At 44.1% G+C, this 13,474-nt stretch carries 14 protein-coding genes; 9 read left to right on the forward strand and 5 right to left on the reverse strand.

All coding sequences use genetic code 11. The features are described from left to right. The first annotated feature begins 26 nt into the window (after nt 1–26). Genes G460_RS0116565 through G460_RS0116580 form a run of 4 tightly spaced genes read left to right on the forward strand, consistent with a single transcriptional unit; the run spans nt 27 to nt 4,020 of the window. Nucleotides 27–431, forward strand: a complete 405-nt coding sequence (locus G460_RS0116565; protein ID WP_026956413.1) for a hypothetical protein — start codon at nt 27–29, stop codon at nt 429–431. After that, nucleotides 428–2,299, forward strand: coding sequence for a DNA mismatch repair endonuclease MutL (gene mutL / locus G460_RS0116570; RefSeq protein WP_026956414.1), 1,872 nt, complete (start codon nt 428–430; stop codon nt 2,297–2,299). Before G460_RS0116565 ends, mutL begins: the two co-directional genes overlap by 4 nt. Further along, on the forward strand, nt 2,292–3,083 hold the full coding sequence (locus G460_RS0116575; protein ID WP_026956415.1) for a rhomboid family intramembrane serine protease: 792 nt from the start codon (nt 2,292–2,294) through the stop codon (nt 3,081–3,083). The genes mutL and G460_RS0116575 overlap by 8 nt, the downstream gene beginning before the upstream one ends. Before the next feature lies 1 nt (nt 3,084). Continuing rightward, nucleotides 3,085–4,020 carry a rhomboid family protein gene (locus tag G460_RS0116580; protein ID WP_026956416.1) on the forward strand — a complete coding sequence of 312 codons (936 nt, stop codon included), beginning with the start codon at nt 3,085–3,087 and terminating at the stop codon, nt 4,018–4,020. Here the strand turns inward: G460_RS0116580 and G460_RS0116585 are convergent, their stop codons facing one another. Next, a complete protein-coding gene (locus G460_RS0116585; protein ID WP_051316085.1) occupies nt 4,021–4,497 on the reverse strand; it encodes an outer membrane beta-barrel protein in 477 nt (158 codons plus the stop codon). It lies immediately after the preceding gene. Nucleotides 4,498–4,780: 283 nt separating this feature from the next. Further along, on the reverse strand, nt 4,781–5,848 hold the full coding sequence (gene rlmN / locus G460_RS0116590) for a dual-specificity RNA methyltransferase RlmN (RefSeq protein ID WP_026956418.1): 1,068 nt from the start codon (nt 5,846–5,848) through the stop codon (nt 4,781–4,783). A gap of 152 nt (nt 5,849–6,000) precedes the next feature. On the opposite strand from rlmN, the gene aroQ reads away from it, so the two are divergent. The 5 genes from aroQ (at nt 6,001) to rnhA (ending at nt 9,322) form a co-directional block, all read left to right on the forward strand. Continuing rightward, the gene (gene aroQ / locus G460_RS0116595; protein ID WP_026956419.1) at nt 6,001–6,414 is read left to right on the forward strand and encodes a type II 3-dehydroquinate dehydratase; all 414 of its coding nucleotides are present in this window, start codon (nt 6,001–6,003) and stop codon (nt 6,412–6,414) included. Nucleotides 6,415–6,424: 10 nt separating this feature from the next. After that, nucleotides 6,425–7,480: an aminotransferase class V-fold PLP-dependent enzyme gene (locus G460_RS0116600; protein ID WP_026956420.1), complete on the forward strand. Its 1,056-nt coding sequence runs from the start codon at nt 6,425–6,427 to the stop codon at nt 7,478–7,480. Then, a complete protein-coding gene (locus tag G460_RS0116605) occupies nt 7,458–8,174 on the forward strand; it encodes a hypothetical protein (protein WP_026956421.1) in 717 nt (238 codons plus the stop codon). Before G460_RS0116600 ends, G460_RS0116605 begins: the two co-directional genes overlap by 23 nt. Nucleotides 8,175–8,254: 80 nt before the next feature. Further along, nucleotides 8,255–8,836 (forward strand): MarC family protein, encoded by a 582-nt coding sequence (locus G460_RS0116610; RefSeq protein ID WP_026956422.1) that lies wholly within the window; start codon nt 8,255–8,257, stop codon nt 8,834–8,836. A 33-nt stretch (nt 8,837–8,869) separates the two neighbouring features. Beyond that, nucleotides 8,870–9,322, forward strand: a complete 453-nt coding sequence (rnhA, locus tag G460_RS0116615; RefSeq protein ID WP_026956423.1) for a ribonuclease HI — start codon at nt 8,870–8,872, stop codon at nt 9,320–9,322. Between the two features lie 57 nt (nt 9,323–9,379). On the opposite strand, the gene G460_RS0116620 is transcribed toward rnhA, so the two are convergent. The 3 genes from G460_RS0116620 to G460_RS0116630 all read right to left on the reverse strand — a co-directional run bounded on the left by G460_RS0116620 (nt 9,380) and on the right by G460_RS0116630 (nt 13,345). Beyond that, complete coding sequence (locus tag G460_RS0116620; RefSeq protein ID WP_026956424.1) at nt 9,380–10,747, reverse strand: glycoside hydrolase family 28 protein; 1,368 nt, start codon at nt 10,745–10,747, stop codon at nt 9,380–9,382. An 83-nt stretch (nt 10,748–10,830) separates the two neighbouring features. Then, on the reverse strand, nt 10,831–11,952 hold the full coding sequence (locus tag G460_RS0116625; protein ID WP_026956425.1) for a sugar phosphate isomerase/epimerase family protein: 1,122 nt from the start codon (nt 11,950–11,952) through the stop codon (nt 10,831–10,833). A gap of 49 nt (nt 11,953–12,001) precedes the next feature. Then, nucleotides 12,002–13,345 (reverse strand): vanadium-dependent haloperoxidase, encoded by a 1,344-nt coding sequence (locus G460_RS0116630; protein ID WP_026956426.1) that lies wholly within the window; start codon nt 13,343–13,345, stop codon nt 12,002–12,004. Nucleotides 13,346–13,474 lie beyond the last annotated feature (129 nt).

Consider the following 13,474-nt stretch of genomic DNA (forward strand, 5'->3'; position numbering starts at 1 on the left):
GACAGCATTAATAGACACCTAAATCGATGAAATTTCCATCCATATTCCGTACTTCCAATCCGGCTCGCTTTGAAGTCAAGCCCAGATACTATGACCCGGTCAAGGAGGAGCTCAAGGAGAGAACTGCCCGGATCCAAAAGGAATTGGAAGCGGAAGGGAAATTGGGAGATGTCAGTGAAGAGGATAGACTCAGACACTACGAGTCTGGAATCAGAGGGGCGTTTGCCCAGCATCAGGGTATCAAAGCGAGAGAGGGAAGCATCATGACTTCCACGGCGATGATCCGGACCTTGATTTTCTTGTTTTTGGTGGCTGGACTGGCTGGGTATATCTACTTGGGTCCAGTGATATTTGAATACTTGCTTTACCTTGGATTGCTTGTCGTATCAGTTTATTATTTCTTCAAGCTCAAACCCAAGTCCCGTCAATGAATGATTTGATCCAGCTTTTACCAGATGCTATTGCCAATCAAATAGCAGCTGGAGAAGTCGTACAAAGACCTGCCTCAGCTCTCAAAGAACTCCTCGAAAATGCGATCGACGCAGGAGCTACCAAAATCCAAGTAGTCGTCAAAGAATCCGGGAAGCAACTCATCCAAGTCATCGACAATGGCAAAGGGATGTCTGCTACCGATGCACGGATGAGCTTCGAAAGACACGCTACTTCCAAAATTCGCAACAGCGCAGATTTATTCTCTATCCGCACCTTTGGCTTCCGGGGAGAAGCGCTGGCTTCTATAGCGGCGGTCGCTCAAGTGGAAATGAAAACCCGGCAAAGTACCGAAGAGCTCGGCACCTTGATCCAAATCGAGGGATCGGAGGTCAAAAAGCAAGAGCCTGTGGCCACGACTCCAGGAACTTCCATTTCCATGAAAAACCTATTTTTCAATGTGCCGGCTCGGAGAAATTTTTTGAAGTCCAATCCTGTGGAAATGCGTCATATCGTGGAGGAATTTCAACGTGTGGCACTCGCCTATTCTGAGATCGGATTTACGCTGATGCAAAATGACATGGAGGTGTATAATCTTTTTCCCGGCAAACTCAGTCAGCGGATTGTAGGCTTATTTGGCAAAAACTACCAAAGTCAACTCGTTCCATGTGAGGAACTCACCCCGCATATCAATGTCAAAGGATATATCGGCAAGCCCGAGTCGGCTAAGAAGACCCGGGGCGAACAGTTCTTTTTCGTCAATAATCGCTACATCAAAAGCTCTTATCTCAATCATGCCGTAAGTACAGCTTTTGAAAACCTCATACAGCCAGATCAGCATCCTTTTTATGTGCTCTTTTTGGAAATAGATCCTTCTCATATCGATATCAACGTCCATCCGACGAAAACCGAAATCAAATTTGATGATGAGCGTACAGTCTATGCGGTGATCCGTGCTGCAGTCAAGCAGGCATTGGGAGCTCATCATGTGGTGCCGGCGCTGGATTTCAGTGTGGATGTTAATTTCACAGAGACCTGGACTAATGATGAAAGTAAAAAAGCAGATGTAGACCGAGAGTATAGCTATAAGACTTTCAATACTCCGGAATTCAAGAAGGCAAGTACTTCGGGTTGGGAGCGGCTTTTTGAAGGGAATGATGCGGGGATCAGGCCAGAAAGAACTGCACTTCCTGATGTCGATCGCGACGAGGAAGAAGCTGAGGTCCTGACTTTTTCCAGCCGGGCCAATCCAGAGGATAGTTCGACCGTATTTTCCCGGCCTGCAGAGACAGAAAATACTGGAACGACTTTTCAGGTCGAATTAAACTATATTGTCGCACAGATGTCCACCGGGCTATTGATCCTGGATCAGCAAGCGTCTCATGAGCGTATCCTGTATGAGCGCTATCTGAGACAGCTGAAAGTCGCTCAAGGACCTTCGCAGCAATGCCTTTTTCCTCCAGTTGTCCAGCTCAGTCCTGGTGACTACGAACTGGTCATGGGCGTGATCACGGAGCTCCAAAGTTTGGGTTTTATGCTAGCTGAGTTTGGCAATAATTCGATTTTGGTGCAGGGAGTACCGGCAGACATCCAGGTGAAAAATGAAAAAGAGCTTTTTGAAGGCCTGATCGAGCAGTTCAAAAACTTCAAAAACGAGCTTTCTTTGGATAATCGAGAAAATCTAGCCCGTTCTCTGGCTAGGAAGTCATCGTTGAAAAGGGGACAGAAATTGAATGCCCAAGAAATGGAAACGTTGGTAGGGCAGCTTTTTGCCTGCCAAAACCCAAATTTTGGCTTGGGGGGGAACAAAACCTTTGTAAAATTGGATTTATCCAGCATCCACTCATTCTTCGGAAAATCGCATGTTTAGAAATATCACACCAGTTGTTCAGAATTTGCTCCTGATAAATGTTGTCTTGTTTATCGTGAGTGCATTTATTTTTCCTTCGCTCAATCAATTGTTTGCGCTTTACTATATCGATAGCCGGTATTTTATGCCATTTCAGTTTTTGACCTACATGTTTATGCATGCAGATTTTTGGCACTTGTTCAGCAATATGTTTGGGCTTTTGATATTCGGGCCATTGCTTGAGCAGTTTTTGGGGCCAAAGAAATTATTGACACTCTGGATGATCTGTGGCGTAGGATCTGGAGTGCTGTATTCTGGGTACAATGTCTATCGGATGAATAATTTGGAGACTAAAGTGGAGGCTTTCCAGGCCAATCCTGATCCAGAATATTTCAATAAGATCGTCACCGAAAATAGAGGTTTCTTTGAGCGCGCAGTTTACGATTTCGTGGATGATTTCAGTAGAAATCCTCAAGATCCTGCCAAAATTGATCGGGCCAATCAGACCCTGCAAGCGATCTTGGAGATTCAATCCAATATTCCAATGGTAGGAGCATCAGGGGCTTTATTTGGGATTTTGATTGCCTTTGCGATGCTTTTCCCGAACACCCAGTTGTTTTTGCTTTTTCCACCTATGCCTGTGAAAGCAAAATATTTAGTGCTTTTTTATGGCCTTTACACAATTTACAACGTTCTGATCAATAACCCGCTGGACAATGTCGCCCACTTTGCCCACTTGAGTGGACTGATCATAGGAGGAGCACTAGTCTATAAGTGGAAGAAAGACCGAAACAGTTTTTATTGATATGTACGGAAATTTTTGGGATAACCTAAAAAACGCGTTTACGCAGACCAACAACAGCCTCTATAAGCTGATCGCCATCAATATCTTGGTTTGGCTGGTATTGTTAGTGGCGCGAGTTTTTATGACTATCGGGGGATTTGGAGATGTATACTCTTCTTTGATCTCTTATCTGATGATGCCGGCAGCGCTGCCTAAGTTGGCCATGCAGCCCTGGAGTATTTTCACCTATATGTTTTTGCATGAGGGATTTCTCCATATTCTTTTCAATATGCTCTTTCTGTTCTGGTTTGGACAGTTGATCCATCAATATCTGGGCAGTCGCAAATTGACCAATCTCTATATTTTGGGAGGTTTGGCAGGAGCACTATTCTATATGCTTATCTATAATTTGGCGCCGTATTTTAGTGATTCGGTCCATAGCTCGATGATGCTTGGAGCCAGTGCGGGGGTGTTTGCGATTGTGGTCGGAGCAGCTACTTTGACTCCGAATACGACCTTTTTTCTGATGTTTCTCGGGCCGGTCAAGATCAAGTATATCGCTATATTCTATGTGCTTCTTTCCTTTGCCAATTCTGCCGGAGCCAATGCGGGAGGAGAATTAGCACATTTGGGAGGGGCTTTGTTGGGTTATTTTTATATCACTCAGCTACGCAGAGGAGTGGACTTGGGGGTGCCGGTCCAGAAAGTAGGGATTTTCTTTGAGGATCTTTTCAAACGAAATCCATCCAAAGTCAAAGTGAGCTATCGCAAAGCTAAAACCAAATCAGGTGGAGGCTTCAGTTCATTCACCAAATCTGCAGAAACCAAAAAGACCACCATCGGTGATGATGCCAGTCAGGAAGAAATAGACCGGATTTTGGACAAAATAGCAGATCGTGGCTATGAGGCTTTGACCAAGGACGAAAAGAGAAAGCTGTTTGAGTTCAGTAAAAAATAATCAAAGAGGAAAGGCCAATCCAAATCGGAATCCGGCTTCCCGAGGTGTCTGACTCTGAAATCTAAATTCGGTATTGAGTCCCACCCAGTCCACCAGTCGGATATACGTCCCCACTCCAATATTTGCCCCCTTATAGGATTGTCTCACTCCCGGATCTCCCGGTTGGGTGTTTTGCCAGCTTTGGCTGTAGCCTGCTAGAAAAAACAGTTGGGAAGGTCCATCGGAAATATAATAGCGAAGATCCATGCTGAAATTGCTGCCTTTGCCTACATCCGGCTGAAGAAATGTGAAGCTGGGCATGATGGCGAAATTGTCAACAAAGAAAAATTCGACTCCACCACCGTATCCAAAATTTTTCCATCGGAGGCCATAAGTGCCATGGGCGTGAAATCGGGAATTCCCCTGCTCCAAGGACTGGGCATGTAATCCGGTCGTCATTCCCACTACAATTAAAAGAATCGCTAAAGCCTTTTTCATTTTCCAAAAATTTGATTGAATAGAAAAATTAGGAGGCTTTGACGAACAAAACAAGTGCTAATCCAAAATCAGAGAAAGCTTTGCTTGAAAAATAGGGAAGAAATCAGAAACCCTAGTCTTAAACTCACATTATGCAATAGAAAGCTGCTGCAGACTCAAATTGCTTCAATATCAGACGCTGTGCTTCACTTTTCGCTTTCCCGATAGCGATGCTATGAACTCTAAAGCGGCTGATTTTCTTGCATTTGGATCCCGTACTACGAATCCAAATGCAAAATCCAGGTTAAACTTTTGACAAGTCTCCAACTTCATTTTTATTGGCCAACTGGCCGCAAGCAGCATCAATATCTTGGCCACGGGATTTTCTGACTTTGGCGACGATTCCTTGGGACTCCAATACTCGGACATACATGTCGACAGAGGCCTGGCTAGCTTGTCTAAATTCTCCCTCGTCGATAGGGTTGTATTGGATGATGTTGACCTTAGAAGGGATGAGTTTGCAGAATTTGGCTAGAGCCAGCGCATGTCTTTCATCGTCATTGACCCCATCCCAAATCACATATTCATACGTGACTTTTCTTTTGGTTTTTTTATACCAGTATTTCAATGCCTCGCCGAGATCCTCTAGGGGACTTTTATCATTGATCGGCATGAGGCGAGAGCGAGTCTCGTTGATGGCGGAGTGAAGAGAAATAGCCAAGTTGAACTTGACTTCATCATCGGCCATCTTGATGATCATTTTGGGAATACCTACGGTAGACAGAGTGATCCTACGGGCGGCCATTCCTAAGCCATCGGGAGAAGTGATTTTGTCGATGGCCTCGATCACATTATTGTAGTTGAGGAGAGGTTCTCCCATGCCCATAAAGACAATATTGGTCAAAGGTCTCTGGAAGTAAGTGTCGGCTTCTTCTTTGATAGCGACTACTTGATCATAGATCTCATCTGGATTGAGGTTTCGCATACGCTTCAGACGCGCGGTCGCACAAAAATTGCAATCCAAGCTACAGCCTACCTGAGAAGAAACACAAGCTGTGATCCGCTTGGAAGTAGGGATCAGTACAGACTCGACGATTTTGTCATCGTATAGTTTTACGGCATTTTTGATCGTACCATCCGTAGAGTGCTGCATGAGATCCACTAAGATATGGTTGATGGAAAAATGGGCTTTGAGCATTTCCCTGGTCGAAAGGGAGATATTGCTCATGTCGTCAAAATTTTTCAGAGATTTATTCCAAAGCCATTCATATACTTGCTTGGCACGGAACTTCTTCTCTCCATGCGAAAGAAAAAACTCTTCCAACTCACTCAAACTGAGTTTTCTGATATCTCTTTTTTGAACTTCTTCCATGCTGCAAAGCTACAAAGTCCCAAGGAAAAACACGTGTTTCGAAGAGCACCGAAAAATAAATCCCGAGCTCAGCGCAGAATAAACCTGAAAATCTGCTCCTACTTTTTAACTTTGAACCAGAATTCTTTCCAGCTCGAAAACCGAAGAAAATTTTGAAAATTCTAATTATCAATGGTCCTAACTTGAACCTTTTGGGCAAAAGAGAGCCAGATGTGTACGGTGATACTTCTTTTGAAGCGTATTTCGAAACCCTGAAATCACTCTTCCCTCAGATCGAAATTGAATATTACCAAAGCAATGTCGAAGGTGAACTGATCAACAAAATTCATGAGGTTGGGTTTTCTTTTGACGCCATTTTGCTTAATGCCGGAGGCTATACCCATACTTCCGTGGCTATTTCTGATGCGATTGCTGGAGTGACCACGCCTGTATTGGAGGTACACATCTCCAATATTTACAAGCGGGAGGAGTTTCGTCACAAAAGCATCATTTCCAAATCCTGTGTCGGAATGATTTCAGGCCTGGGGCTGAAAGGCTACGAACTGGGAATTCGCTATTTTCTTTAATCAAACAACTATGATCACATTTGCAGCCGGACCATCCAAGGTCTATGATGCCTTGCCTACTTATCTTCAGGAGGCGTATCAAGAAGGTATCCTGAGTGCCAACCACCGCAGTGCCAAGTTTATGAATCTCTATCAGGAGACAGAGCAGCTGATGCGTGAGAAGTTGCACATGCCGGAGGATTACAAATTGCTTTTCACTTCTTCTGCCACCGAAAACTGGGAGATCATCACCCAGTCCATCGTAGAGAAGGCGAGTTTTCATATTTATTCAGGTTCATTTGGGAAAAAATGGGTCACCTTTGCTTCTCATATCAATCCGGCAACTGGCGGACTGAAGCTTGCTGCCAATGAGACCGTCGATGTGCCGAGTCTGGAAATCGGGGAAGAGTTTGATGTGATAGGAATCACCCAAAATGAAACTTCCAATGCTTCCCAAGTGAGAATGGAATACTTGGAAGAAATCAGAGAAAAATATCCAGAAAAACTCATCGCTGTTGATACCACTTCGTCCATGGCTGGGATTGACTTGAAATTTGAACTGGCTGATATCTGGTACGCTTCGGTGCAGAAATGCTTTGGCTTGCCGGCAGGCTTGGGGATATTGATCCTTTCTCCAAGAGCTATCGAGCAGACCAATCGCAAAGGTGAAAGTGGGAGATACAATAGTCTGAGCTTTATCCTTGAAAATGCAGCCGGATATCAGACACACTATACTCCCAATGTCCTCGGGATTTATCTGATGAATCGAGTTTTGAAGGATATCCCGGAGATTCAGTTTATAGATGAGCGACTGAGAGAAAGAATGCTCAAGCTGGAGACTTGCATCGCCAATACCAAAGCTTTCCGTCTTTTGGTTGACAAGGAGGAGGCTAGAAGTACGACTGTCTTGGCGGTGAGCGGCACAGAAGAGACGATCACTGCGGTGAAAAAAGAAGCAGAAAAGCATGGAATGCAGCTTGGAAGTGGCTACGGGCCACTGAAACCGACCTCTTTCCGTATCGCTAATTTCCCGGCGATAACTGATCCGGAACTGGATAAATTGATTGAGTTTTTGCGAAACTATTGAAATAAATAGAACAGCAAAACTATTGATTTACAATGGTTTTGCTGTTCTATTTTGGAGGTTGGAGCAAAAATCAAATTGTGAAAAAGTAGTAGTTGCCATGCTTTACCAACTCCCTATTGGGACTGCATTAGTTTTAATTCTTTTAGATTTGGTTCTGATCGCTCTATCCTATGGATCTAGTCGAATTCGTAAAGTGATCTTCAGGAGAGGATGCTATATCGTTCTTCTATTATTGTTTGGAGCTGGTTTGTTGGTCAAGTCGGCGGGAATATCCCCAGGGGCAATTGCCTCCAGCCCGAATGAACTATCATTCCAAAGTAATGGGCCGATTGGGACTTTTTATCTTGCTAGAGTTATTTCTGATGGCTATTTGATTTTCTGGAAAGAAAACACCGAAAGTGATGACCGGACTTTGGTGATTGAAATGGAGGGGATATATCCAGATCGACTTAGAATTTTAAAAGAGATTGATGGCCAATTCAAAGAGCTTCGACCCAACCTGCCTAGTTGTGGAGATACCTACGAGCCTATTCATCTAGATGTGTCTGATTCCAAATTCATTGAACTAACAAGCGAAGGAGAAGAATCGCTTAAACAGATATGGAAATGGAACCTGGCGAATTATTTATCAACGTTCGTCTCGATTCTTTTTATAATTTCTTTCCTCTGGCTAACGATTGTAAGAAAAGGGTAACGAGTTAATTCTTTTCGTTTTCACAATTTCCTAAAGCAAAGAGTGTGGAAAGCAAATATAATTTGGCGTAGCTTTGTGGCATGATCGACTTCAAGCAAATCCTTTCAGTGTCTTTGATCCTATTTTCGGTGATCGATATTTTGGGATCTATTCCTATTATTATCAACCTCCGCAAAAAGGCTGGGCATATCCAATCAGAAAAAGCAACTTTGGCTGCCGGCTTGTTGATGATTTTGTTTTTGCTGGCAGGGAAATCCATTTTGGGACTGTTTGGAATCGGCGTAGAAGACTTTGCGATAGCTGGTGCTTTGATCATTTTCGCTTTGGGAGCTGAGATGATTTTGGGAATTGAAATTTTCAAGCCAGATCCAGATGCTTCTTCCGGAGCTTCGATTGTTCCGATTGCTTTTCCACTCATCGCTGGTGCCGGTACACTTACGACTATTTTGACACTGAAAGCTGAATTTGCCCAAGTGAATATCGCGATCGGGATCGTCTTGAATTTGATATTTGTGTATGCTGTTTTGAAAAGCACGACATGGCTGGAGCGCAAACTCGGGAAGACAGGTTTGGATGTATTGAGAAGGATTTTTGGGATCATCCTTCTTTCCATTGCAGTGAAAATTTTCAAAACGAATGCCTTCCCCATTGAGATTGGATAAAGCTCTCCCGAGAATATTCCCTTTCTTTGTGCCATGATTACCATTTACACCGATGGAGCCGCCAAAGGCAATCCCGGGCCGGGAGGATATGGAGCTGTGTTGAAGTTTGGCAAGCATCGCAAGGAGCTTTCTGAGGGCTTTCGACTGACTACGAACAACCGCATGGAATTGCTCGCTGTGATCCGTGCACTGCAAGCTTTGAATACAGATGAATTTCCGGTGACGATCTATTCTGATAGCAAGTACGTGGTGGATGCCATCGAAAAAGGTTGGCTGTGGGGCTGGCAAAAAAAGCGATTCAAGGATAAGAAAAACCCTGACCTCTGGTTGCGCTATATTCCCCTTCATCTGAAATACAAACCCAAATTTGTTTGGGTGAAAGGCCATGCTGGAAATATAGAAAATGAGCGCTGTGACCAGTTGGCAGTCGCAGCGGCAGAAGGTTTTGACCTGAAAGAAGATCAGGGGTATGAGGAGAATCGGTGAGAAGTTTACTTTAGAAGCAAATAAAAGTTTAGGCTGTTATCCGAAGTGAATTTTTCATTAATCCATTTTGAAATTCACCACATTCTCATGGATCAATTTTTCTCCTCGCAAAGAATCATACTGGACATTGCTGAGCTGAATGTTTTCTACAGGTAATTCCGGATCTGCCAAGATTCTGGATACGAATTCAACATTTCCCGCTTTTACATTTTCTAAATAAATGTTTTTGATGGGAGTCAGTCTTCTCTCATAGGTTGGCACCAAGTCTCTCCATTGGTAAAGCACGTCGGTTTCTATTCCTAAAATCCCTAAATCAATTCTGCCGGATTTGATGTTTTTCAGGTAAATATTAGACACGTTGCCACCTCTTCTTTCATTTGTTTTGATGAAGAGCAGATGATTCAATTTAGCCCCCTCTTCAACGGTGCAGTTTTCCATGAAGACATTTTCTACTCCTCCCGATAGCTCACTTCCTATGGCCAGGAGTTGATGTCCATTTTTGACGAGAGAATTTCGGATCACGAGATTTTTTGTGGGTGTATTCAGCCTCCAGGCATCTTGGTTTCTGCCTGATTTGACTGCGATGGCATCATCTCCTTGATCAAATACACAGTCTTCGATCAAAATGTTTTGACTCATTTCTGGGTCTACCCCGTCATTATTGTGCCCATGTGCAAAGACCTTCACATCTCGGATGACGATATCTTTGGAAAGAAATGGATGAATCACCCAAAAGGGGCTATTTGTGATGGTCACTCCTTCGAGAAGGATATTTTTGCTTCTGTTGAACTGGATAAATTGTGGGCGAAAGTTCGCTTCATCCCCTACCATTTGCCGCTCCTGGACAGGCACGCCTTCTGAGGCCATCGTATACAATTTTTTCAGGGCCTGCATATGTGCATCTGGACGTGCAAACCAAACTTCCCAAATGTCCATTTGGGCTTTCAATTCACCTTCGCCTGTGATGGCTATATTTTCGCATTCAAAAGCATATATCAGGGGAGAATAATTGAAACATTCCATTCCCTCCCAAGTGCTCTGAACGGCAGGTAAATAGTCTTCTGGATTGCCGGAAAAAAGTAAAGTAGCCCCTTTTTCAAGATGTAAATTGACATGGCTTTTGAAGTGGATTTTACCAGTAGGCCATTCTCCAGGGGGAATGATCACCGTACCACCACCTAGGGAATTGGCTTTTGAAATCGCCTCTGAAATAGCATTGGACGTAGCTTTCTGATCTTTTGGGTCGGCTCCGAAATCAACGATATTCAGTTTTTCTGTCTTAGAAAAATCAGGATAGGAAATAGGAGGCATTTCAAAAGGTGCTTCTACCTGAATCTGCTGAAGTGAAACTGGCTCATGTCGCTGAGTGCAGCCAAAACCACAAATAAGAAGCAGAACAATCAAAAGCGTTACTTGTCTTGGCATAGTCTAATCAGTTTGATTGCTAGTTCGTCAATTATATCTATAAACTGTCCTTGTCTTACTTGCTCGATGAGATTTTGGAAGATTTATAAATCGTCCATCTTCACAAGCGGAAGAGGCTTCCGATTTACCTCCAAAAGTGGCTTGTATTCTGACTCCGGATAAGTCCACCCTTCCTCTCCCAATTCATAAAGCAAAGGAGCAAGGTTTTGCACGGCAGCTTTACAGCCTTGTACGATGGCTCCCATCTTACCAGTCTGCTTCGATAAGACGGCTTCATTCTCGATTTCAAAGGCACCCGAAAATCCCTTTTCTTTCAGAATGTTGACAAAAGCTCTCCAGTCCATGCTGTCTCCTAATCCGAAACCCGGTAAGGTGGCTTCGTAGTGATGTCTGTCCCAAGGATTCGTACTTGATGGAATTCCTGCTTCTTTCGCCCAAGAATCCGGGATCTGATGCATGGGATACATATTTCCCCAAAAAGGGTTCGGATTGTTTCGGGTTGACTTGACATGAATTCTCTTGAGTCGATCCATATCCGTGTTTTTTATTACTTCAACAGGATCTGTGTGCTGCCAAATGTCGTGGGATGGATCATAGATTTCTCCATGATTTTTGGCAGGGATGAGCTGGTACATCAGTTTTCTGGCAGCCAAAACTCCCGGTAGATTATTGAAGGTGCCGAAGTGTCCAGAACTTCTCCAGCCTTCCATCGGGCAGTTTTCATACAGTACGGTCACTCCCAAATCAGCCGCATAGTTGATGATCGGAGTGAATATCCGCTGATATTCAAGTAAGTTCTTTTCAAATCCACCTTCTTCATTGCCCAGCTCATGATTGTATCCCACGAAGGTGCCTACCTTGACATCATTTTCATCTCCACCGAGATAATAGGCCATCTGAATTAGGCGGAGGAGATGGTTTTGGTTTTTGATTCGCTGGGCGGGATCTCCTCCGATGAGATTGTCAAAAGCACCGATAGATAGGCGCAATTCTGCTCCATTGAATTTCTCGATCAGGACTTTTGCCTGTTCCGGACCAAAGTTTTCATAGTCCAAGTGCGTCGCAACAAAGTCATCTCGTGTTCCATCCTTGCGAAAGACACAAAGATCCAGTCCTTGCACATTGATTTCTTTCGCTTTTTCTAGGATTTGATCGAGACTTAGCTGATCAAAAGCCGAAGTCATGATCCAGATGGGATTCGACATGCTTAAAGTATTTTGGTTCAAAAAAAACAGCCCTTTTGGGCTGCTTAAATTACTTGTTTTCTGCTAGGTTTTTGGACTTGGTGCTGACTTTGGTCCAAATCAACTCTCCTACTTTTCTTCCCTGCCATACGCCTTCATTGATAGCAGGCATGTAGTGGATCCCTCCGTAAAAGCGAGAAATGGCTGCTTCTGAAGAGGCGTCAAAAAAGGAATCAAACTCCCGGACAGGAAGGCCATAGTTGACTTCCGAGCTATCCACAAAATGAAAGTCTTCACCAAATAGCTGTGTCAAGGTAAAGGCAGCTGATGTAGAAGCTACGCTATGTCCACTGGTGTGTTCGGGGAAGGGAGGTGTTTGCAAAACCGGAACCCACTCTTCATCAATGTGCTGATTGATATATGTTTCAGGGCGAATAAGCTTGCTTCGGTATTTTTCATCCCAACATGCTACAAAAGCATCGTGCAATGAAATACCTGTTAGGACAAAGGCTTCCGCCGTCTTTTTCCAATCTGCATCGGCAGTTTTGGCGGCTATAGATGCAATGCTCATCCAATGGCCTCCTGGGGTGATCTTTTTCTCCGCAAACATGACATGTCCCTTGACATTCATCTTGTAAGGATTGCAGTCCCAAAACATCGCAATGTCCAATTCTTCTTTGCCTGCTTGGATGACTGCTTCGTAGACAGCCTTGGCCTCTTTGTAGAATTCCGAACCTGGCTCCGTGGAAAAAGCTGGGGGAGGAGAGACTTTGAATTGCGCTGCAGAGTCGATGGCAAATGTTCTGATCTTGTTCCAATGAGGCTCGATGCCCTCCATGTAGGCAGGGGGAGTAGGCTCCCAAGTTCCTGGCTGGCCAGTCACTGTGTATTTCGGAAAAGACCGGCTTTGGTGATAATTATCCTTGGAAGAGTAAGCTTTGACAGCAGCAGCTACTTCTTCGCCAAAGGCAACTGAAGCTTCAAAGACATCCTCAGGAATTCCTTTTTCTCTAAGTTCTTCAAAAATCTTATCGCGGTGGGCATTGACCATATCTTCCGAAAATATCAATCCAGTTCCCATTTTGTAATAGGCCGCCAAAGAGGCCAAAGGTGGGTAGACTTTCTCTGATGGCTGAAAGCTGACCGATTCGGATCCATTCAATTGGCCCAAAAGAGACTGATAGGCAGGATCGGTAGCGGCTGCGACCTCATAGGCTGCCAAGGAAGCGTAAGAATAGATCCGTGCAGCTACTGGTGGAGAAAAAATATCATGGATGATGACTTCAGTAATTCTGTTTTGGGCTTGCGTGAGATAGCTTCCGTCGGTAATTGCCTGACTGTAATCTTTGGGTTTTTGGCAGGCAAAAACAAGTAGAACTAGAGCTGCGCCAAGCAGCTGATTGAATCGGAACATTGGGTTTAAAACTTTATTGGAACCTTGAATTTAGGAAATGAGGCGTGGAGACTCAAGTAATGTCTGAGATTGGTGGCGTGTGATTGTCAAAAATATGTGAAATTCCTTCCTTTCCAAAAGAATGAGCGG

This window comes from Algoriphagus vanfongensis DSM 17529 (assembly GCF_000429465.1).
Classification (GTDB): domain Bacteria; phylum Bacteroidota; class Bacteroidia; order Cytophagales; family Cyclobacteriaceae; genus Algoriphagus; species Algoriphagus vanfongensis.